Origin of the sequence: Pseudomonas sp. Leaf15, assembly GCF_001421425.1 — a bacterium.
Classification (GTDB): Bacteria; Pseudomonadota; Gammaproteobacteria; order Pseudomonadales; family Pseudomonadaceae; genus Aquipseudomonas; species Aquipseudomonas salomonii.
Window position 1 is genome coordinate 24,045 of the sequence record NZ_LMKI01000009.1, and the last position, 21,675, is coordinate 45,719.

Here is a 21,675-nt window from a genome sequence, read left to right on the forward strand (position 1 = left end):
CCAGGCAAAGCGATAGCAGGGCAATGCGAGTGAAATCAATAGGTAACTTCTGCGCTTGATGGGTTGAAGTTCCAGCAAAAGCCCTTATTTTAAACAGGCCCTCTCACAGCGCCATGCCAGCATCGGGGAATAACGCCACTTTCCTCACCCACGATTCCGGGTAGAATGCGCGTTCGCATGCGGCCGTGAGGGCTGCTCGGGCCACTCACGGTGCGCCCTCCATCCCTATGTGTGGAAGAACCTGCCGATATGTTTGCGCCTTTGTTAAAGAAACTTTTTGGAAGCAAGAATGAGCGCGAAGTCAAACGCATGCTCAAGACGGTGCAGCTGGTCAATGCCTTCGAAGAGCAGATGGTTGCCCTGTCGGACGAGCAATTGCGCGCCAAGACCCAAGAGTTCAAGGCCCGCATAGCCAAAGGTGAAACCCTCGACAAGCTGTTGCCTGAAGCCTTTGCGGTCGCCCGTGAAGCCGGTAAGCGTGTCATGGGCATGCGCCACTTCGACGTGCAATTGATCGGCGGCATGACCTTGCATGAAGGCATGATTGCCGAAATGCGTACCGGTGAAGGCAAGACCCTGGTGGCAACCCTGGGCGTTTACCTCAACGCGCTGTCCGGCAAGGGCGTGCACGTTGTGACGGTGAACGACTACCTGGCCCGCCGGGATGCCAACTGGATGCGCCCGCTGTATGAATACCTCGGCCTGACCGTCGGCGTAGTCACGCCGTTCCAGCCGCCGGAAGAAAAGCGCGCCGCCTACGCGTGTGACATCACCTACGGCACCAACAACGAATTCGGTTTCGACTACCTGCGCGACAACATGGCGTTCAGCATGGAAGAAAAATTCCAGCGCGAACTCAACTTTGCCGTGATCGACGAAGTCGACTCCATCCTCATCGACGAAGCACGTACCCCGCTGATCATCTCCGGCCAGGCCGAAGACAGCTCGCGCCTGTACACCGAGATCAACAAGTTGATCCCGCGCCTGGTGCAGCACGTTGAGGAAGTGGAAGGCGTGGTGACCAAAGAAGGTCACTTCACCATCGACGAGAAGACCCGCCAGGTCGAACTCAACGAAGCCGGCCACCAGTTTGTCGAAGAGATGCTGACCCAGATCGGCGAGCTGGCCGAGGGCGAAAGCCTCTACTCGGCGCACAACCTGGGCCTGTTGACCCACGTGTATGCCGGCCTGCGCGCCCACAAGCTGTTCCATCGCAACGTCGAATACATTGTCCAGGACGGCCAGGTCGTACTGGTTGACGAACACACCGGCCGTACCATGCCGGGTCGCCGTCTGTCCGAAGGCCTGCACCAGGCCATCGAAGCCAAGGAAATGCTCAACATCCAGGCCGAAAGCCAGACGTTGGCCTCCACCACCTTCCAGAACTACTTCCGTCTGTACAACAAACTGTCCGGCATGACCGGTACAGCCGACACCGAAGCGTTCGAGTTCCACCAGATCTACAACCTGGCCGTGATGGTGATTCCACCGAACAAGCCGCTGGCGCGTAAAGATTTCAACGACCTGGTGTTCCTGACGGCCGAAGAGAAGTACGCGGCAATCATCAACGACATCAAGGACGGCATGGCCCAGGGGCGTCCGATCCTGGTGGGTACTGCCACCATCGAAACTTCCGAGCACGTGTCCAACCTGCTCAACAAGGAAGGCATCGAGCACAAGGTTCTCAACGCCAAGTTCCACGAAAAAGAAGCCGAGATCATCGCCCAGGCCGGTCGCCCAGGCGCACTGACCATCGCCACCAACATGGCCGGTCGTGGTACCGACATCCTGTTGGGCGGTAACTGGGAAGTGGAAGTTGCAGCGCTGGAAAACCCAAGCCCAGAGCAGATCGCCCAGATCAAGGCCGACTGGCAGAAACGCCATCAGGCGGTGCTGGAGTCCGGTGGTTTGCAGGTAATCGCCTCCGAGCGTCACGAATCGCGCCGTATCGACAACCAGCTGCGTGGTCGTGCCGGCCGTCAGGGTGACGCCGGTTCGAGCCGCTTCTACCTGTCGCTGGAAGACAGCCTGATGCGTATCTTCGCCTCGGACCGGGTGAAGAACTTCATGAAAGCCCTGGGCATGCAGTCCGGTGAAGCGATCGAGCATCGCATGGTGACCAACGCCATCGAGAAGGCCCAGCGCAAGGTTGAAGGCCGCAACTTCGACATTCGCAAGCAACTGCTTGAGTTCGATGACGTCAACAACGAACAGCGTAAAGTGATTTATCACATGCGTAACACGTTGCTGGCCGCCGACAACATTGGCGAAACCATCGCTGACTTCCGTCAGGACGTGCTTAGCGCCACCGTCAGCGCCCACATCCCGCCACAGTCCCTGCCTGAGCAGTGGGATGTTGCCGGCCTGGAAGCCGCGTTGAAGAGCGACTTCGGTGTGGACTTGCCGGTTCAGCAGTGGCTGGACGAAGACGACCACCTGTACGAAGAAACCCTGCGCGAGAAGCTGATGACCGAGCTTTTGGCCGCGTACAACGAGAAAGAAGAGCAGGCGAGTGCCGAAGCACTGCGCACCTTCGAGAAACAAATCGTACTGCGCGTGCTGGACGACCTGTGGAAAGACCACCTGTCGACCATGGACCACCTGCGTCACGGTATCCACCTGCGTGGCTACGCCCAGAAGAACCCGAAGCAGGAGTACAAGCGCGAGTCGTTCACGCTGTTCTCCGAGCTGCTGGATTCGATCAAGCGCGATTCGATTCGCGTGCTGTCCCACGTTCAGGTGCGTCGCGAAGACCCGATCGAGGAAGAAGCCCGCCTGCGTCAGGAAGCCGAGGCACTGGCTGCGCGCATGCAATTCCAGCATGACGAAGCACCGGGTCTGGAAGCGCCGGAAGCCTTGGGCGAAGAGGTCGATGTGGCCTTGGCTCAAGCCCCGGTCCGCAATGACCAGAAGCTGGGCCGCAACGAGCTGTGCTGGTGCGGTTCGGGCAAGAAGTTCAAACACTGCCACGGCGAAATCAACTAAGATTTTTGCCTGACGTTGCAACACCCTGCGCCGCGACCGGCCTTTGCCGTCGCGGCGTTTTGCCATTAATTTCACCGTTGATCGCGACGGTACAGACATCACCTATTCTTTAAGGAGCGCATTCATGGCTGTTGGTCTTGGTCCTTTGCCCACTTTGCACCCGGTCGCCGGTTTTGAACTCGGTATCGCTTCGGCCGGCATCAAGCGTCCGGGGCGCAAAGATGTAGTGGTGATGCGCTGTGCCGAAGGCTCGACGGTTGCGGGCGTGTTCACGCTCAACGCGTTTTGCGCCGCACCGGTCATCCTGGCCAAGCAACGCGTGGCAGGTTCGATCCGTTACCTGCTGACCAACACCGGCAATGCCAACGCCGGTACCGGTGAGCCAGGCCTGGTTGCCGCCGCGCGCACCTGCGCCAAGCTGGCCCAGTTGGCCGGCGTGGATGCCAGCCAAGTGCTGCCGTACTCCACCGGCGTGATCGGTGAGCCGCTGCCGGTGGAAAAAATCGAAGGCGCGCTGCAAGCCGCACTGGATGACCTGTCTGTGGATAACTGGGCGGCTGCGGCCACCGGCATCATGACCACCGACACCCTGCCAAAAGGCGCGAGCCGCCAGTTTGTACACGACGGCGTGACCGTCACCGTGACCGGCATCAGCAAGGGCGCGGGCATGATCCGCCCGAACATGGCCACCATGCTCGGCTATATCGCCACCGACGCCAAAGTCTCCCGCGACGTGCTGCAGCGCCTGATGCTCGACGGCGCCAATAAGTCGTTCAACCGCATCACCATCGATGGCGATACCTCGACCAACGACTGCTGCATGCTGATCGCCACCGGCCAGGCCAACCTGCCGGAAATCACCTCCACCGAGGGCGCGCTGTTCGCCGCATTGAAGCAGGCGGTGTTCGAAGTGTGCATGGACGTGGCCCAGGCCATCGTGCGTGACGGTGAAGGCGCAACCAAGTTCGTCACTGTTGAAGTCAATGGTGGCGGCAATCACCAGGAATGCCTGGATGTCGGTTACACCGTGGCCCACTCGCCGCTGATCAAGACTGCACTGTTTGCTTCCGACCCGAACTGGGGCCGCATCCTCGCCGCCGTCGGCCGTGCCGGTGTGCCGGACCTGGACGTCAGCAAAATCGACGTCTTCCTCGGCGACGTGTGCATTGCCAGCCGTGGCGCCCGTGCCGAAACCTACACCGAAGCCCAGGGCTCGGCGGTGATGCAGCAGGAAGAAATCACCATCCGCATCGAGTTGGGTCGCGGCGAGTGCAGCGAAACCATCTGGACCACCGACCTGTCCCACGAGTACGTGAAGATCAACGCGGAATACCGCACCTGACAGCCAAGAGGAAAGCGTGGTGAAACGAGTGCATGTAGCAGCAGCGGTGATCCGTGGCGTCGACGGCAGGATCCTGCTGGCACGCCGTGCCGACACCCAGCACCAAGGCGGCCTCTGGGAGTTTCCCGGCGGCAAGGTAGAGGCGGATGAGTCGGTTGTTGCCGCGTTGTCCCGCGAATTGCAGGAAGAACTGGGCATCCAGGTCACCACGGCGCGCCCGTTGATCAAGGTGCAGCATGACTACCCGGACAAGCAGGTGTTGCTGGATGTCTGGGAAGTCTCGGCATTTGCCGGCGAGCCCCACGGTGCCGAAGGGCAGCCATTGGAATGGGTGGCGCCGCGGGATTTGCTCAACTATGAGTTTCCGGCGGCGAATGCGCCGATTGTTGCAGCTGCCCGTTTGCCCGCTGACTACCTGATTACCCCGGGTGAGCTGGAAACGCCGACACTGCTGCGGGGCATTCAAAAAGCCATTGCCGGTGGCATCAAGCTGGTTCAACTGCGTGCGCCCAACGGTTACGACCCTAAATACCGTGACCTGGCGGTGGACGCGGTGGGCCTGTGTGCCGGCAAGGCGCAACTGATGCTTAAAGGGCCGTTCGAATGGCTCGGGGATTTCCCTGCCGCCGGCTGGCACATGACCTCGGCGCAACTGCGTAAGTATGCGAGCAAAGGTCGACCGCTGCCGAAGGATCGCTGGTTGGCGGCGTCTTGCCACAACGCTGAAGAGCTGGCACTGGCAGAGATGATGGACGTGGATTTTGTCACGCTGTCGCCGGTGCAGCCGACCCAGACTCATCCCGATGCCCAGCCTTTGGGTTGGGAACAGGCGGTAGAGTTGATCCGTGGGTTCAGCAAACCGGTGTTTCTGCTGGGCGGGCTTGGGCCGGCTGAGCGGGAACAGGCTTGGGCAGCCGGGGCTCAAGGCGTGGCAGGCATTCGCGCGTTCTGGCCTGAGGTTTGATGATCGTTCCCATGCTCTGCGTGGGAATGCCTCTTGTGACGCTCCGCGTCACGCTTTGGGACGCGGAGCGTCCAGGGCTGCATTCCCACGCAGAGCGTGGGAACGATCTTAGTGGGGCTTCGCCGCCGCCTGCCACAACACTTCCGCGACACCCTGGCGCTTGGCAATCACCCGCGCCGCCACAAACAACACGTCCGACAACCGATTGATGTACGCAAGCCCCACGCCTTCCAACGGCTCCATCGCATTCAACTGCTGACACCGTCGCTCGGCACTGCGTGCCAGGCTGCGGCACACATGGGCCTGGGCAATCAGCGCTGAACCACCGGGCAGGATGAAGTTCTCCAGCGGCCCGACTTCCTCGTTCCAACGATCAATCGCCGCTTCCAGCCGGTCGACTTCTGCGGCATTCAACGCTTTGTACACGGGCATCGCCAACTCACCGCCCAAATCGAACAAGCGGTGCTGGCACGGCGTAAGCACCTCGATGATCTCGTTGAGCTGCGGGTGCTTGCCGCTCTGTTCTTCAAGGTTGGCCAGCAGCAAGCCCAACTGGCTGTTGAGCGTATCCACCTCGCCAATCGCCTCCACGCGAGGGTGGTCCTTGGGTACGCGACGGCCGTCACCCAGGCCCGTCTCGCCCTTGTCGCCGGTGCGGGTGTAGATCTTCGACAGGCGAAAGCCCATGGTCATTGCTCCAGTTGAGTCAGTTCATAGGGGGGCATCTGGCTGCCGGCCAACGGCAGGCGCAGGGTAAAGCAGGTGCCCTGGCCGAGGGTGGAATGCACTTCCATCTGGCCTTTATGGTTGTTGGTAATGATGAAGTACGACACCGACAGCCCAAGCCCGGTGCCTTGGCCGATTTCCTTGGTGGTAAAGAATGGCTCGAACGTGCGTTTGCGCACGTTCTCGCTCATGCCGATGCCGTTGTCTTCCACCTGGATTTCCGCCCACGGCGGATTGAGGCGGGTGCGCAGGATGATGCGCCCCGGCTCGCTGTCGTTTTCACGCAGGTGAATGGCTTGCGCGGCGTTTTTCAGCAGGTTGAGCAGCACCTGTTCCAGCTCGTTGGCAGTGCCGGGCACCGGGCCCAGTTGGGGGTCGAACTGGCGGATGATCGCCTGGCCCTTGAAGTCGAAGCCGATGGTCAGGTCGAAGTCGTTACCGGCAATTTCCACGGCCTGGTCGATCAGTGCCGGCAAATCGCAAGGCGCCATCTGGCGGTTGCTGCGGCGGCTGAAACTGAGCATATGGGTGACGATTTTCGCCGCCCGCGCGCCGGCTTGCTGGATGCCATCGAGCAACTGCGGGACTTCGCGGCTTTGCAGGTAATGGTTGACCGTCTCCAGCTCGATACCGGCCTGTTCGGCGTGTTCCAGGTTCTTCGGCAGGTCGGGAGACAGGCGCCGGCGAATGTTCTGCACGTTATGCAGGATCGCCCCCAGCGGGTTGTTGATTTCATGGGCCATGCCCGCAGCCAGGCCGCCCACGGAGAGCATTTTTTCCGACTGCACCATCATTTCTTCCAGGGACAAACGCTGGGTGATGTCGTCGATACGGATCACCACGCCGCGCCCGGCACCGCCCATCAACGGGTAGAAGGTCAGGGCGTAATGCTTGGGTTCGTCATCCTTGATCCAGGTGACACGCTCAATGCGCTCCACCGTGTGCTGCTCCACCGTGGCTTTTATCTGCGGCAGGTACGGTTTGAGCGGCTGGAAGGCGAGGAAGATCGGCTGGTTCAGCGCTTCATCCAGGCGCGTGCCGGAAAGCGCCGTGGCTTCCTGATTCCATTGGGTGACGTAAAGCTGTTCATCCAGGGCGATCAGCGCCGACGGCATCGAGTCGATGATGCTGTTGAGGTAGTTCTGGAAGCCGGTGAGCTTTTTCTCGATCTTGCTGCGCACCTGCACTTCCAGTTCCAGCTTGCGGTTGGTGTGGCGTGTTTCTTCGGCCAGGCCCTGGGCTTGGTCGTAGGCGGCCTGAGAGTCGTCTCGCGCACGTTTGAGCTGCTGCTCGCGGGCTTCGATGCGCGACAACATGGTGTTGAAGGCTTCGGCCAGGCTGCCGATTTCATCATGGTTGCCGCGCCCGGCACGCAGGGCGTAGTTCTCTTCGCGCGTCACCTGGCGTGACAGTTCTTCCAACTCATGGATCGGGCGGGTGATCAGGCGCTTGATCTGGCGGGCGATGACCAGCCACAGCAATACGCTGAAAATCAGGATGCCGAGGCTGGCGGTCAATGTGCCGGTATAGAACGCCACCGGCAACTCACTGCTGGCCACCAACAGCAGATGCCCGGATGGCTGGCCGGTGCGGGGCAGGGTGATGACCTGGTTGCTGCGAAATTCGGTAAGGCGCCAGGCTTCGATATGCCGGTAGTTTTCCGGCAGGTGCAGGCGGTTGCCGTGCTGCATCTGCGCCAGCAAGGTGCCTTCGCCGTCGTACAGCGCGGCGGCGCGCAAGGGCGAATAGCTGGTCAGCTCATTAAGCAGGGCGTCGGCCTTGGCCGGGGATTCGAGGGCTTCGGCGGCCAGCGACGGGTTGGACACCAATCGTCCGATGGCCTGCAACGCCTGGGGCGCCATGCTTTCCTGGGAGATCCAATAGGCGGCGCTGATAAACGTCAGGTTGGCCACCAGCAATACGGTGGTCAACAGCACCAGCAGGGCGGCCAGCAGTTTCTGCCCTACCGGTAGGTTTTCAAGACGCTGGCGCAGTGGCATCAGGTTTTTTCCAGGTGATAGACAGGTAGGCAGGGTAGCGCGTGCCTCAGTCGCTGGCCAATCCGCGTGCGTGCAAGTAGTCGACCAGGCGCGCCTGCAACTGTTGCAGATGCGGCAGTCCCAATTGATGGCGCGCTGCGGCCTGGCACGCATAACCGAGCAGGTAGCTGATTTCGGTGCGGCGGCCGGCGGCTACGTCCTGATACATGGACGAATAATTGGCCGCGGTGGCCTGGATCACCCGTTCCACTTCAGTGTGCAGGTCCTGGGCGGCGGCGGGTTGGCCGCAGCATTCGAGCAACTCGCTCAGTTCGGCGCACAAGGTCGCGACTTCGCACTGGTGGGCTTGCAGGCCGCCATTGCGGCACTGGTAAAGCACCGTTAAGGGGTTGATCGCGCAATTGAGCGCCAGCTTGCGCCACAAGCGCGTCAGGATGTCGGTGCTCCATTCATGGGGAATGCCGGCGGCGTGCAGGTCGTCCAGCCACAGTGGGGGAGTGGGGTGGCGCGCGTCACCCAGCCAGGTGTAGCCGTGGCCGGCGAAGACCACGCGCCAATCGCCGTCGCGAAACGCGCCTTCGGTGCTGGAGGCAAAGAGACAGCGGGCCTGGGGCAATTGCGCGGCCACCGCATCCTGGCTGCCAAGGCCGTTTTGCAGCAGGATCAATTCAGCGTCCGGTACCAACCGGTGTTGCAGCTGTGCGATGGCGCTTTGGGCGTCGTAGGCTTTGCACGCCACCAGCAGGCGATGAATCGGCGCGGGGCTGTCGGGTGTTTCGCCGATCACCGGGTAAGTATTTTCTATGCCGTGTTCCACCAGGGTCAGGCCGCCCGCCTTGTGATAGCTGGCCAGGCGTGCTGCGTCGCGCACTATCAGCCGCACGGGCAGGCCCGCGCGCGACAATCGCGTGGCCCAGAGGGTGCCCAGGCTGCCGGCGCCGAGAATATGCCAGGTGGTCGACATCAGTTTGTGCTCCGTAGGGTCGCCTGCGATGAATGGTGCGAAAGAACCGCTATAATGCCTCGGCATTTTAGCTTGGGCGCGCTCCATCTCTACTGAGCCCGCCCCTTATATTGGAGAAATGACATGCCTTCGTTCGACGTGGTATCCGAACTGGACAAACACGAAGTCACCAACGCCGTCGAAAACGCCGTCAAGGAACTGGACCGTCGCTATGACTTGAAGGGCAAGGGCAGCTTCGAGTTCAAGGAAAAGGAACTGACCGTCAACCTGACCGCTGAAGCCGATTTCCAGCTGGAAGCGATGATCGAGATCCTCAAGCTGTCGTTGGTCAAGCGCAAGATCGACGCGCAATGCCTTGAAATCAAGGACGCCTACGCCTCCGGCAAGCTGATGAAGCAGGAAGCCGTGCTCAAGGAAGGTATCGACAAGGAGCTGGCGAAGAAGATCGTCGCTCACGTCAAAGACGCCAAGTTGAAAGTCCAGGCCGCCATTCAGGGTGAGCAGGTGCGTATTACCGGCAAGAAGCGGGACGACCTGCAAGAAGCCATCGCCGCCCTGCGCGCCAAGACCTTCGACATGCCGCTGCAGTTCAATAACTTCCGCGACTGATGGCACATTGGGGAACCTGTGAGCGTTTTTAACGTCCCACGCCCCGGAAACAGTGCCTACACTTGAGCCCTTCGGGGCTCATTTGCGTTTTAAGGCAGTCAATTAAGCCGCACATCCGCGCAACAGGAGAAGATAGATGGATTTAAACGCTGAAATGGATCACCTGATCAAGACCTCGCAGTCCTGGATCCCCATGATCATGGAATACGGCAGCCGCGTGTTGCTGGCGGTAATCACCCTGGCCATCGGCTGGTGGCTGATCAACGTATTGACCCACCGCGTGGGGCGCTTGCTGGCCATCCGTAACGCAGACCTGGCGTTGCAGCATTTCATCACCAGCCTTGCGAACATTGCGCTGAAAGTCATGCTGGTTGTCAGCGTGGCCTCGATGATCGGCGTGGCCACCACCTCGTTTGTCGCCGCGATCGGTGCCGCTACCCTGGCCATCGGTTTGGCGTTGCAGGGCAGCCTGGCGAACTTCGCCGGTGGCGTGCTGATTCTGCTGTTCCGCCCCTTCCGCATTGGTGACTGGATTGAAGCGCAGGGCACGTCCGGGACTGTCGACAGCATCCAGATCTTCCACACCGTGCTGCGTACGGGCGACAACAAGACTGTGATCGTGCCCAACGGCATCCTGTCCAACGGCATCATCACCAACACCAACCGTCAGCCGACCCGCAAAGTGGTGTTTGATGTGGGTGTCGACTACGAGGCCGACCTGCAGAAAGCCCGTGAAGTGCTGCTGGAGCTGGCCAAAGACCCACGCGTACTGGCTGACCCGGCGCCTGCGGCCGTGGTGTCGACCCTGGGTGACAGTTCGATCACTGTTTCCCTGCGTTGCTGGACCAATACCCCGGATTATTGGGATGTAGTGTTTATGCTCAATGAACTGGCGCGCGATCGTTTGAAAGGGGCGGGTATTGATATTCCGTTTCCACAGCGAGTTATTCGCGTGATGCAAGAACCGCTTGCCAAATAACTAAGCGGCAGGTTGTCGAACTTGGCCGATAGGTCAAGTTCGATGCGTAAGGCCAGTATAGTTACTTAGCTTGCTAGTTATTTTTTCTTGTGTAATAAATCTGAAATAAAAAAGCCGCTCCCTTGCAAAACAGGGGAGCGGCTTTTTAGTTAAGGCTTACGCCTTAAGTCATCGTTGTAATTAAACAGCTAATTACAAGATGTTCAGCGGGTATTGCGCGATCAGACGCAGTTCGTCGATCGACGCCGAACCGTAGTACACGCCATCAGACGAACGATAGGTCGCTTGACGAACGCGCAGGCTCAGGTCTTTTGCCGGGCCGCTCTGAACCACGTACTTGGCTTCGATGTCGCGTTCCCACTCTTTGCCGTTCGAAGTGGTGCCAGTGTTGGCGCCGCTACCGCTGACATAACGAGTCATGAAGCTCAGGCCTGGCACGCCGAAAGTGGCCATGTTCAGGTCGTAGCGAGCTTGCCAGGATTTTTCGTCTTCAGCGTTGAAGTCGGAACGGGCGATGGAGTTGGCCAGGAAAATCGTGCCGCCGCCGTCTACGCCGTAGCCGTAGTCACCGTCACCGCTGACTTTCTGGTAGGCCAGGGTAAACGTGTGAGCCTGGATGGTGTACGCGCCTTGCAAGCTGTACGCACGGTTATCCAGTTTGGTGGTGTTGTCTTTTTCTGCGCGCTGCAGGCCGGCGCCGTCGCTTTTGGTGCTGTAGATGTTGAAGTCAACGGCCAGGGACTGTTCGTTGCTCAGCGCGTGAGTCCAGTTCAGGTTGGCGTAGGTTTTCTTCCAGTAGTCTTCGGTCTTCGCGTAGTAGAGGCTGGCGCTGACTTCCGGCGTCAGGGCATAGACACCACCGATAAAGTCGGTTTTGGTCAGGCCCAGGCTGTCACGGTATGTCTGTGCTTGTGCCACGCTCGAGGTGAAGTGACCGCCTTCGAGTTTCAGGCCCTTGATCTCGTTGCTGGTGATCGAGATACCTTGCGGCAGCTCTGGCAGCAAGCGGCTGTCGTCGGAAGCGAATACCGGCGCGGTGGTGTACTGGTCGCCGACTTTAAGCACAGTGTCGGAGATGCGGAATTTAACCGCGCCGCCGCCTTTGGAGTAGTCGTCTTGCGAGCGACCGTCGGCACCGGTAGGGAACAGGCCAGTGCCCGAGCGACCCTTGCCGCTGTCCAGTTTCACGCCCAGCAGGCCGATCACGTCAACACCGACGCCGATGGTGCCTTGGGTGTAGCCAGACTGGAACAGACCGTTGAAGCCCAGGCCGGTTTCATTGGTGTAGCTCTTGCCGGTATCGTTATTACGGAAGTCCCGACGGAAGTTCAGCAAACGGGTATTGATGCTGAAAGTGCTGTCTTCAACAAAGCCCTTGGAGTCGTCCTGGGCGGACGCCATTGCGAACTGCGAGGTGCCTGCTGATACAGCCAGGGCGATCATGCTCCACTTCATCACGCGCATCGTGATTTGCTCCTTTGGTTTTAGGAAGAGTACTGCCGTCCCACCTGTATTTTTATCTGGGCGGCTCTTTCTTTTTTGTGTCGGCGCAAAGTTATATCACGCAGACCCTATTGACGATACTTACTCATCTATCCTTTCAGCTTCTTTACGAGGCTGTCGTAAATTGCTATTTCCCTGTCGCAAATTCACAGCCTGAGTGTCACCAGGCTGACAACTAAAGTGCCGTATTCCTACCCCTTGCGAAGTTTGAACTCATCCTTGAAATGCACCTGAACGCTACTGTTCTTATCGCGTAACACCCGTATCCAAACGGGTGCCGTTGCCGACGATACGGGTGTGAATGCAACAAGCGTGCACAAAGCGGTAACCGAATGTCATTTTTTCGTGAAAAACGTTACGGCCGTGTAAAAACCGCATAAGCACGGGCTTTTTACGTCGTTTGGTTTGGGCTTGACGCCCCGCCGAAACACCTTTTGGGAGGTACAAAAAAACTGTACCAGGGCAAAGCGTTACCGGTTCACCCCTTGAGTGGGTAATTGGCGGATCCCTTTGAGGCACGGGTGGGTCATTTTGGTGCATCCCCCTGAGGCCCGATTTAGCGTAGCTCAAATATTTGCCTGCCTCGAAAGGGTGCGTGCTTTTTTCACCCTGTGGCCTCAACGCTCCCGCATTCGCCGTGAAGCCTTGGGCATTCGAAGGTATGCTGGGCACCTGAAATTGACCTGCCGAACGGAGTGCCGCGTGTTCGCCTTAGACCAACGCCTGCAACAAGACACACTGGCCATTGGGGACTTCCCGCTCTGCCGCCTGCTGCTGTCCAACGACGCCAACTACCCGTGGTTCATCCTGGTGCCGCGCATCGACGGTATCAGCGAAGTGTTTCAACTGGATGTCGCCGATCAACACCGGTTGTGGCAAGAGACGACCACCCTGGCGCAGTTGCTCAATGAAGGGCTGGCCGCCGACAAAATGAACATCGGTGCGCTGGGTAATGTGGTCAGCCAGTTGCACGTGCATGTGATTGTGCGCAAGCGTGACGATGCGGCCTGGCCGGCACCGGTCTGGGGCAAACACCCGGCACGGCCTTATACCGATGAGCAAGTGGCGGCGATTCGCAGCCAATTGCGCGGGTTGTTACCTGCCGACTTCATCTTTACCCAGGACTGAATCATGGACCTGCAAGACCGCGTTACCGATCTGGAAAGCCGCCTGGCCTTCCAGGACGACACCATCGAGACCCTCAATGACATCCTGGTCACCCAGCAGCGTGCGGTTGAACGCCTGCAAATGCAGATGACGGCGCTGCTCAAGCGCCAGGAAGAAATGGGCGGGCAGTTCGAGACCTCCGAAGAAGAAGCTCCGCCGCCACATTATTGATAGCTGCGGCATTAATGGCCGCCCATAAAAAAACCGCGATCCAGCTCAGCCGGATCGCGGTTTTTTTTATGCGCTGCGGGTAGGAATCAGCGACGCGGCAGGGCCGCAATCACGTCTTCGGCTTGCAGGCCTTTGTCGCGGTTCATGACGGAGAACTCCACGCGCTGGCCTTCGACCAGAACGCGATGGCCTTCGCCACGGATGGCCCGGAAGTGGACGAAGATATCGTCGCCCGAATCGCGGGAAATAAAGCCGAAGCCTTTGGACGTGTTGAACCACTTGACGGTCCCGGTATCCCGGTTGGTCATGTCGTAGTTTTGCGACGCCGCGGCAGGCGACGAACGGTAGAAGCTGATGGCCAGGTGAAGAACGATGGCGACCACAGCAATCACCAGGCTGAGCAGGATGGCCGGGTGGCCGCCCACTTCAGGCATAGGTGCCAGGAGGGTGAGGGTTTGCACGACAACGGTCAGTACCAGCAGCGCGCTGACCAGGTTTTGCAGTTGATGACGCGTGCCTTTGTTCCAGTAAGGGATTACCGGTGCGAGCGTCAGGTTAAGAAGGCCGAACAAGGCCAGGTACAGGGCGTCGTGTTGTTCCAGGTACGGCAGGCTTTCAGGCTGCAGACTCGGAATAAAGGACAGCAGCAACGCTGCAACGCCCGTCAGGAGGTGGACGATTTTCAACATTTTGATTAACTCACGTTAAGACGGATCACAAGGAAGAGCTGACTGGCACGGTTCGCTTCTGAACAATGGGAGGCGTTGGGCACGTGCGCGGGTATCAGCCTATGTGGCGTACCGCAGAAATGAACGGTAACCACACGCCGCCTATTTAACAGCAAAGGCTGTGCCTACTCAAATCAAGCATTTCGGGGCGTTGCAAGGGCAATAGCATTTCTGCGTAAAACACTTGTCCTAGACGGGTGCGGCTGTTTTGCGCGACATTTTGAGGCGTTCTCGCTCTGCACAGGCTTGTCGGCCGAGCGGGGCAATTTGCCGCATCTCACCCGGCCAGTGCCGGGCTGCACACCGCTGGCACTCTTGCTAGAGTGGTCCTGCACCTGATCAATGAATGTTCGTCAATTGAAGGGGAAAAACATGGCAATCGATATTGGTATCAGTGAAGAAGACCGTAAATCCATCGTCGATGGGCTTTCACGGCTGCTGTCCGATACCTATGTACTGTATTTGAAAACCCACAACTTCCACTGGAACGTCACGGGCCCCATGTTTCGTACGCTGCACTTGATGTTCGAGGAGCAGTACAACGAACTCGCACTGGCGGTGGACTCCATTGCCGAGCGTATCCGTGCCCTGGGCTTCCCGGCGCCGGGCGCCTATTCGATCTATGCCCGGCTGTCTTCGATCAAGGAAGAAGAGGGCGTGCCCAGCGCCGAAGAGATGATCAAGCAACTGGTGGCCGGCCAGGAAGCCGTCACCCGCACCGCGCGCGGTATTTTCCCATTGCTCGACAAGGTCAGCGACGAGCCGACCGCCGACCTGTTGACCCAGCGCATGCAGGTTCACGAGAAAACTGCGTGGATGCTGCGTTCCTTGCTTGAAAACCAGTAAAAGCCCCCCTGAGCGGCGCCTTCCTGGCGCCGCTCGCTTGTTTCTCCGCATTTCCTGGCGTTGTCCTACAACTTTCCAATCCGCGTCTTCTGGCTGCCCCTCTCGCCCTGCTGTTTTATAGGCCCACTGCCCAATGGGAGAAACCCATGGGCTGCTGTTTGGCAATGGAGTGTCAGGTGTATGTCACGCGGAGTGGGTAATGGAGTGATGGAAACCGCCGGTTTTCACAGGATAAAGGTCGACCCCTTTGCCAAAGGGTTCGACATGGGACTGGCCAAGCCATTGTCCCGGTCGGTCAGGCTCAATGGGTTTTCCACCTGCCTGCGTCTTGAGCAGATCTATTGGAATATCCTCACGGAGATAGCCAGGATCAATGCCTGTTCAGTCAGCGCGTTGCTGTCGTACGTCGATCGGGAAGTGCATTTGCGTTACGGGGGAGTGAAGAACTTCAGCGGGTTGGTACGGGTGGTGTGCGTGGTCCATGTATTAAAAGATCGTGTCAGCGCCACGGGCCTGGATTAATCCGCCGGTTGCGAAGCGGGCCCACCGTCAAGGCGGGCCAGGCTTCGGGCAGAAAGCCGGCTGCGCTGTGTCGATTTACCAGATATAATCCCGCGCTTTGCTGCGCGCCCCTGGCTTATCCACAGGGTGGGCGTGGCGCAGTTACGATCTGATCGCCGAGACATCTCCATGCCCATGTACGATTATCAATGTGCTTCCTGTGGTCATCAGTTGGAAGCCATTCAGAAGATCAGCGCTGCGCCGCTGGTCGATTGCCCTGCCTGCCAGGCACCTGAGCTGAAGAAGATGTTGTCCATGCCGGGCTTCCGCCTGAGCGGCGGCGGCTGGTATGAGACCGACTTCAAGACCGGCGCCAAGAAGAATCTGGCGGGCGGCGACAAAGCAGACTGAGTTGAACTCTACGCGCAGGCTCCTGCATTATCCGTCCCCTGCTTAACTGTACGGTGACAAGGCGAGCCTCCACCGAATTTCGAATTACGAGAAGTGAAACCACTACCATGATGCGCAGCCACTATTGCGGCCAACTGAACGAGACCCTGGATGGTCAGGAAATCACCCTTTGCGGATGGGTTCACCGTCGCCGCGACCACGGCGGGGTGATCTTCCTCGATATCCGTGATCGTGATGGTCTGGCCCAAGTGGTGTTCGACCCGGACCGCGCCGAGAGCTTCGCCGCCGCCGACCGCGTGCGCAGCGAATACGTCGTTAAAATCACCGGCAAGGTGCGCCTGCGCCCGGCCGGTGCTGTAAACGCCAACATGGCCTCCGGCGCCATCGAAGTGCTGGGCTATGAGCTGGAAGTGCTGAACGAGTCGGAAACCCCGCCGTTCCCACTCAACGAATACTCCGACGTGGGCGAAGAAACCCGCCTGCGCTACCGCTTCCTGGACCTGCGTCGTCCGGAAATGGCCGAGAAGCTGCGCCTGCGTTCGCGCATGACCACCAGCATTCGCCGCTTCCTCGACGAAAACGGCTTCCTCGACGTCGAAACGCCGATCCTGACCCGGGCCACCCCGGAAGGTGCGCGTGACTACCTGGTGCCGAGCCGTACCCACGCCGGTTCCTTCTTCGCATTGCCGCAATCGCCGCAGCTGTTCAAGCAACTGCTGATGGTCGCCGGCTTCGACCGCTATTACCAGATCGCCAAGTGCTTCCGCGACGAAGACCTGCGCGCTGACCGCCAGCCGGAATTCACCCAGATCGACATCGAGACCAGCTTCCTCGATGAAAAAGAGATCATGGGCCTGACCGAGCAAATGATCCGCAACCTGTTCAAGGAAGTGCTGGACCTGGAATTTGGCGAATTCCCGCACATGACCTTCGAAGAAGCCATGCGCCGCTACGGTTCCGACAAGCCAGACCTGCGTATCCCGCTGGAACTGGTGGACGTGGCCGACCAGCTCAAGGAAGTCGACTTCAAGGTGTTCAGCGGCCCGGCCAACGACCCGAAGTGCCGCATCGCCGCCCTGCGCGTGCCTGGCGGCGCGAGCATGCCGCGCAAGCAGATCGACGATTACACCAAGTTCGTCGGCATCTACGGTGCCAAGGGCCTGGCGTACATCAAGGTCAACGAGCGCGCCAATGGCGTTGACGGCCTGCAATCGCCGATTGTGAAAAACATCCCGCTGGACAACCTGAATGCGATCCTCGACCGCGTCGGCGCAGTCGATGGCGACATCGTGTTCTTCGGTGCCGACAAGGCCAAGATCGTCAGCGAAGCCCTGGGCGCGCTGCGCATCAAGCTCGGTCACGACCTGGACCTGCTGACCTGCAAGTGGGCGCCGATGTGGGTCGTCGACTTCCCGATGTTCGAAGAGAACGACGACGGCAGCTTCAGCGCCTTGCACCACCCGTTCACCGCGCCGAAGTGCTCGCCTGAAGAGTTGGAAGCCAACCCGGCGGGCGCGCTGTCGCGTGCCTACGACATGGTGCTCAACGGCACCGAGCTGGGTGGCGGTTCGATCCGCATCCACCGCAAAGAGATGCAGCAAGCGGTGTTCCGCCTGTTGGGCATCAACGAAGCGGAACAGGAAGAGAAGTTCGGCTTCCTGCTCGACGCCCTGAAGTACGGCGCGCCGCCGCACGGTGGCTTGGCGTTCGGCCTGGACCGTCTGGTGATGCTGATGACCGGCGCCCAGTCGATCCGTGAAGTGATCGCCTTCCCGAAAACCCAAAGTGCTGCGGATGTCATGACCCAGGCACCGGGCGTGGTGGATGCCAAGGCGTTGCGCGAACTGCACATCCGTCTGCGCGAGACGCCGAAGGCTGAGTAAGGCTGCGGCGTGAAAGCGCTATAAAGTTGTACGCAGTCAAAAAGGCGCATCTTCGGATGCGCCTTTGCGTTTAAAAGAGGGAATTCCTGCCTGGGGCGGGATTGATAAGGTTTTTAGAGAATTTTCGGAGTTGTGTTATGGCTGGCCATTCCAAGTGGGCGAACATCAAGCACCGCAAAGAGCGTCAGGATGCCAAGAAAGGCAAGATCTTCACCAAGTGGATTCGCGAACTGACCGTCGCCGCCCGCCAAGGCGGTGGTGACCCAGGTTCCAACCCGCGTCTGCGCCTGGCGCTGGACAAGGCCTTGGGCGCCAACATGAGCCGCGACATCATTGATCGCGCCGTGGCCCGTGGTGCCGGCGCTGCCGATACCGACGATATGGTCGAGCTGAGCTACGAAGGTTACGGCCCAGGCGGCGTGGCGGTGATGGTCGAGTGCATGACCGACAACCGCAACCGCACCGCAGCCGCCGTGCGCCATGCCTTCAGCAAATGCGGTGGCAACCTGGGCACCGACGGCTCGGTGGCTTACCTGTTCGAGCGCAAGGGGCAGATCACGTTCGCCCCCGGCACCGATGAAGACGCCTTGATGGAAGCGGCCATGGAGGCAGACGCCGACGATGTGGTGACCAACGAAGACGGCTCCATCGATGTGTTCACCTCGTTCGCAGGCTTCTACGCCGTGCGTAACGCCCTGGAAGCGGCTGGTTTCAAAGGCACCGACGCAGAAATCGTGATGCTGCCGACCACCAGCGCCGAGCTGGACCTGGACGGCGCGCAGAAAGTGCTGAAGATGCTGGATATGCTCGAAGACCTGGATGATGTGCAGAACGTCTACTCGAACGCCGACATCCCGGAATCCGTAGCCGAACAACTCACCTGAGCACCATGAAAATCTCCTGTGGGAGCTGGCTTGCCTGCGATAGCATCACCTCGGTTTAACAGAAGTACCGAGGTGTCTGCATCGCAGGCAAGCCAGCTCCCACATTTGATTGTTGTTGGCCGCAAGAATCGTGTTTACCCAACCCGCAGGCGTTATGACTTTAATCCTTGGTATCGACCCCGGTTCGCGCATCACCGGTTTTGGCGTGGTGCAACACACCCCGCGTGGCTGCGTCTATGTCGCTTCGGGCTGCATCCGTACCGGCGCGGGCGAGTTGGCCGAGCGCCTGCAGATTGTGTATCGCGGCGTGCGTGAAGTGATCCAGACCTACGGGCCGGTCACCATGGGCATCGAAAAGGTCTTTATGGCCAAAAACGCCGATTCTGCCTTAAAGCTCGGCCAGGCCCGTGGCGCTGCTATTGTGGCCGGTGCGGAGGAGGGCATGGAAATCGCCGAATACACCGCGACCCAAGTAAAACAGGCCGTGGTCGGCACCGGCGCGGCGAATAAAGAGCAGGTGCAGATGATGGTCATGCACATGCTCAAGCTCACCTCAAAGCCGCAAATCGACGCCTCCGACGCCCTGGCCATCGCCATTTGCCATGCGCACACGCGTTCCAGCCTCTTGCCGCATGGCTTGGGCACCGCACGCAGTCGTGGCGGGCGGCTGCGTCTCTGATAGCATCAGCGCAATCGTAATTTCCGGTCAGGCCGTGTTCTGACCCCAAGCTTTAAGGATCTGAACCGTGATTGGACGCTTGCGCGGCACCCTGGCTGAGAAACAGCCGCCGCACCTGATTCTGGATGTAAATGGGTTGGGGTATGAGCTGGAAGTGCCCATGACCACCCTGTATCGCCTGCCGTCGATTGGCGAGCCGATAACATTGCACACGCATTTGGTGGTGCGCGAAGACGCGCAATTGCTCTATGGTTTCATCGGCAAGCGCGACCGCGACTTCTTTCGTGAGCTGATTCGCCTCAATGGCGTGGGGCCCAAGTTGGCGCTGGCGTTGATGTCGAGCCTGGAAGTGGACGAACTGGTACGCGCAGTTTCGGCCCAGGACACATCAGCGTTGACCAAGGTGCCCGGTGTCGGCAAGAAAACCGCCGAGCGCCTGCTGGTCGAGCTCAAGGACCGTTTCAAGGCCTGGGAAGTGGTGCCGAACATGTTTGCCCTGGTACCGAACCAGCCGGACATGCCGGCCGGCCAGGTCGCCAGTGCCGAAAGCGATGCGGTGAGCGCGCTGATCTCCCTGGGCTACAAGCCCCAGGAGGCGAGCAAAGCCGTATCGGCCATCAAGGACAAGAACCTGAGCAGCGAAGACATGATCCGCCGAGCCCTGAAGGGAATGATTTAAGTGATTGAAGCTGATCGTCTGATCGCGGCCACCGGCCCGCGCGACCGTGAAGAAGTCCAGGACCGCGCCATCCGCCCCGTCAGCCTTGCCGACTATATCGGCCAGCCGACCGTGCGCGAGCAGATGGAGCTGTTTATCCAGGCTGCGCGTGGGCGCAACGAGTCCCTCGATCACACGTTGATCTTCGGCCCGCCGGGTCTGGGCAAGACCACCCTGGCCATGATCATCGCCCAGGAGATGGGCGTGTCGATCAAGTCCACCTCCGGCCCGGTGCTGGAGCGTCCGGGCGACCTGGCCGCGCTGCTGACCAACCTTGAGCCCCACGACGTGCTGTTTATCGACGAGATTCACCGGCTGTCGCCGATCGTCGAGGAAGTGCTGTACCCGGCCATGGAAGACTTCCAGCTCGACATCATGATCGGTGAAGGCCCGGCAGCCCGCTCGATCAAGCTCGACCTGCCGCCGTTCACGCTGGTCGGCGCCACCACGCGCGCCGGGATGCTGACCAACCCGTTGCGAGACCGTTTCGGCATTGTTCAACGTCTAGAGTTCTACAGTACTGCGGATCTTGCGACGATTGTCAGCCGTTCGGCGGGCATTCTGGGGTTGCCGCTGGACCCGGAAGGCGCGTTCGAAATCGCCCGCCGCGCCCGTGGCACGCCGCGTATCGCCAACCGCCTGCTGCGTCGTGTGCGCGATTTTGCCGAGGTGCGAGCCAAGGGGCATATCACCAAGGCCGTGGCGGATTTGGCCTTGAACCTGCTGGATGTGGACGAGCACGGCTTCGATCATCAGGATCGACGTCTACTCTTGACCATGATCGAGAAGTTCGATGGTGGCCCGGTCGGTGTGGATAGCCTGGCAGCGGCCATCAGTGAGGAGCGCCATACCATTGAGGATGTGCTGGAGCCGTACCTGATCCAACAGGGTTACATCATGCGTACGCCGAGGGGCCGCGTGGTCACGCGCCACGCTTATTTGCATTTCGGGTTAAACATTCCGTCACGATTGGGCGAGATGCCTGTAGTAGACGAATTCCTCGATGCAGTGGACGATTAATAACTCCACGCCAGACGATTTATCTGAAGTTTGTGCTGTCCTAGTGGCTGGTGTCGTCATTCAGTCGTTAGAAATGCTGAATAGAATGCAAAAACAGTTGCCCAGCCGGATTGGCAACCTGAGGAGTAAGCACTAGAGTATGCGCGCGCAAAACGGGGATCAGTCGTTCGCACATCGCTGTCGCGTTTATTACGAGGACACCGATGCCGGCGGCATCGTTTATTACGTCAACTACCTCAAGTTCATGGAGCGGGCTCGAACCGAGCGGCTACGGGAGCTGGGCTTTGCCCAATCCCAGCTGGTAGGGGAGGACCTGTTATTCGTCGTGCATTCCAGCGAGGCGCGCTACCACGCACCGGCGCGACTGGACGACGAATTGCTGGTCAGCGCTGAAGTTATCGAATTGAACCGTGTCAGCCTGCGCTTTAAACAGCAGGTCAGGCGGGCAACGGATGCAACGCTGCTCTGTGAGGGGCAGTTCCTGGTGGCTTGTGTGCGCACCAATAGTTTGAAACCCCGGGCCATTCCCGAAGCTCTACGTGCGGCCTTTGCCCACGTAAGCGGCGCGGGTAAACAATCAAAGCAGGAGATTTAG

General features: G+C 59.6%; 21 protein-coding genes. 16 read left to right on the forward strand and 5 right to left on the reverse strand.

All coding sequences use genetic code 11. The annotated features are described in order from the left end of the window. The first annotated feature begins 249 nt into the window (after positions 1-249). From secA to ASE80_RS08695, 3 genes are all read left to right on the forward strand, one after another. Positions 250-2,985, forward strand: a complete 2,736-nt coding sequence (gene secA / locus ASE80_RS08685; protein WP_056858561.1) for a preprotein translocase subunit SecA — start codon at positions 250-252, stop codon at positions 2,983-2,985. A gap of 124 nt (positions 2,986-3,109) precedes the next feature. Beyond that, the gene (argJ, locus tag ASE80_RS08690; RefSeq protein ID WP_056858562.1) at positions 3,110-4,327 is read left to right on the forward strand and encodes a bifunctional glutamate N-acetyltransferase/amino-acid acetyltransferase ArgJ; all 1,218 of its coding nucleotides are present in this window, start codon (positions 3,110-3,112) and stop codon (positions 4,325-4,327) included. Positions 4,328-4,346: 19 nt separating this feature from the next. Next, entirely contained in the window at positions 4,347-5,291 is a 945-nt protein-coding gene (locus ASE80_RS08695) for a Nudix family hydrolase (protein ID WP_056858651.1), read from the forward strand. Positions 5,292-5,399: 108 nt separating this feature from the next. Here the strand turns inward: ASE80_RS08695 and ASE80_RS08700 are convergent, their stop codons facing one another. Genes ASE80_RS08700 through ASE80_RS08710 form a run of 3 tightly spaced genes read right to left on the reverse strand, consistent with a single transcriptional unit; the run spans position 5,400 to position 8,981 of the window. Continuing rightward, a complete protein-coding gene (locus ASE80_RS08700) occupies positions 5,400-5,978 on the reverse strand; it encodes a cob(I)yrinic acid a,c-diamide adenosyltransferase (RefSeq protein ID WP_056858563.1) in 579 nt (192 codons plus the stop codon). Positions 5,979-5,980: 2 nt separating this feature from the next. Then, positions 5,981-8,017, reverse strand: coding sequence for a sensor histidine kinase (locus ASE80_RS08705; protein WP_056858564.1), 2,037 nt, complete (start codon positions 8,015-8,017; stop codon positions 5,981-5,983). 46 nt (positions 8,018-8,063) lie between these two features. Then, the gene (locus tag ASE80_RS08710; RefSeq protein WP_056858565.1) at positions 8,064-8,981 is read right to left on the reverse strand and encodes a putative 2-dehydropantoate 2-reductase; all 918 of its coding nucleotides are present in this window, start codon (positions 8,979-8,981) and stop codon (positions 8,064-8,066) included. A 123-nt stretch (positions 8,982-9,104) separates the two neighbouring features. On the opposite strand from ASE80_RS08710, the gene ASE80_RS08715 reads away from it, so the two are divergent. Further along, positions 9,105-9,590, forward strand: a complete 486-nt coding sequence (locus tag ASE80_RS08715) for a YajQ family cyclic di-GMP-binding protein (RefSeq protein ID WP_003209785.1) — start codon at positions 9,105-9,107, stop codon at positions 9,588-9,590. Positions 9,591-9,726: 136 nt separating this feature from the next. After that, complete coding sequence (locus tag ASE80_RS08720) at positions 9,727-10,569, forward strand: mechanosensitive ion channel family protein (RefSeq protein WP_056858566.1); 843 nt, start codon at positions 9,727-9,729, stop codon at positions 10,567-10,569. Between the two features lie 192 nt (positions 10,570-10,761). On the opposite strand, the gene ASE80_RS08725 is transcribed toward ASE80_RS08720, so the two are convergent. After that, a complete protein-coding gene (locus ASE80_RS08725) occupies positions 10,762-12,033 on the reverse strand; it encodes an OprD family porin (protein WP_056858567.1) in 1,272 nt (423 codons plus the stop codon). A 741-nt stretch (positions 12,034-12,774) separates the two neighbouring features. Here ASE80_RS08725 and ASE80_RS08730 point away from each other — a divergent pair. Next, positions 12,775-13,200: an HIT domain-containing protein gene (locus tag ASE80_RS08730; protein ID WP_056858568.1), complete on the forward strand. Its 426-nt coding sequence runs from the start codon at positions 12,775-12,777 to the stop codon at positions 13,198-13,200. A gap of 3 nt (positions 13,201-13,203) precedes the next feature. Next, positions 13,204-13,410, forward strand: a complete 207-nt coding sequence (locus tag ASE80_RS08735) for a SlyX family protein (RefSeq protein WP_017139805.1) — start codon at positions 13,204-13,206, stop codon at positions 13,408-13,410. Between the two features lie 86 nt (positions 13,411-13,496). Here ASE80_RS08735 and ASE80_RS31650 read toward each other — a convergent pair whose 3' ends face one another. Beyond that, positions 13,497-14,099: a cold-shock protein gene (locus ASE80_RS31650; RefSeq protein ID WP_003193875.1), complete on the reverse strand. Its 603-nt coding sequence runs from the start codon at positions 14,097-14,099 to the stop codon at positions 13,497-13,499. Between the two features lie 411 nt (positions 14,100-14,510). Here ASE80_RS31650 and ASE80_RS08745 point away from each other — a divergent pair, with 411 nt between their 5' ends. The 9 genes from ASE80_RS08745 to ybgC all read left to right on the forward strand — a co-directional run bounded on the left by ASE80_RS08745 (position 14,511) and on the right by ybgC (position 21,675). Further along, entirely contained in the window at positions 14,511-14,984 is a 474-nt protein-coding gene (locus ASE80_RS08745) for a Dps family protein (protein ID WP_003193874.1), read from the forward strand. Positions 14,985-15,164: 180 nt separating this feature from the next. Further along, positions 15,165-15,506, forward strand: a complete 342-nt coding sequence (locus tag ASE80_RS08750) for a ribbon-helix-helix domain-containing protein (protein ID WP_056858569.1) — start codon at positions 15,165-15,167, stop codon at positions 15,504-15,506. A gap of 168 nt (positions 15,507-15,674) precedes the next feature. Further along, entirely contained in the window at positions 15,675-15,896 is a 222-nt protein-coding gene (locus ASE80_RS08755; protein ID WP_017139808.1) for an FmdB family zinc ribbon protein, read from the forward strand. A 107-nt stretch (positions 15,897-16,003) separates the two neighbouring features. Next, complete coding sequence (aspS, locus tag ASE80_RS08760; RefSeq protein ID WP_056858570.1) at positions 16,004-17,779, forward strand: aspartate--tRNA ligase; 1,776 nt, start codon at positions 16,004-16,006, stop codon at positions 17,777-17,779. A 137-nt stretch (positions 17,780-17,916) separates the two neighbouring features. Continuing rightward, positions 17,917-18,663, forward strand: coding sequence for a YebC/PmpR family DNA-binding transcriptional regulator (locus ASE80_RS08765; protein WP_017139810.1), 747 nt, complete (start codon positions 17,917-17,919; stop codon positions 18,661-18,663). A gap of 154 nt (positions 18,664-18,817) precedes the next feature. After that, a complete protein-coding gene (gene ruvC / locus ASE80_RS08770) occupies positions 18,818-19,342 on the forward strand; it encodes a crossover junction endodeoxyribonuclease RuvC (protein ID WP_024077147.1) in 525 nt (174 codons plus the stop codon). A gap of 67 nt (positions 19,343-19,409) precedes the next feature. Further along, complete coding sequence (gene ruvA / locus ASE80_RS08775; protein ID WP_056858571.1) at positions 19,410-20,021, forward strand: Holliday junction branch migration protein RuvA; 612 nt, start codon at positions 19,410-19,412, stop codon at positions 20,019-20,021. Continuing rightward, positions 20,022-21,080, forward strand: a complete 1,059-nt coding sequence (ruvB, locus tag ASE80_RS08780; protein WP_017139814.1) for a Holliday junction branch migration DNA helicase RuvB — start codon at positions 20,022-20,024, stop codon at positions 21,078-21,080. It abuts the gene before it with no gap. A 139-nt stretch (positions 21,081-21,219) separates the two neighbouring features. Beyond that, the gene (gene ybgC, locus ASE80_RS08785; RefSeq protein WP_056858572.1) at positions 21,220-21,675 is read left to right on the forward strand and encodes a tol-pal system-associated acyl-CoA thioesterase; all 456 of its coding nucleotides are present in this window, start codon (positions 21,220-21,222) and stop codon (positions 21,673-21,675) included.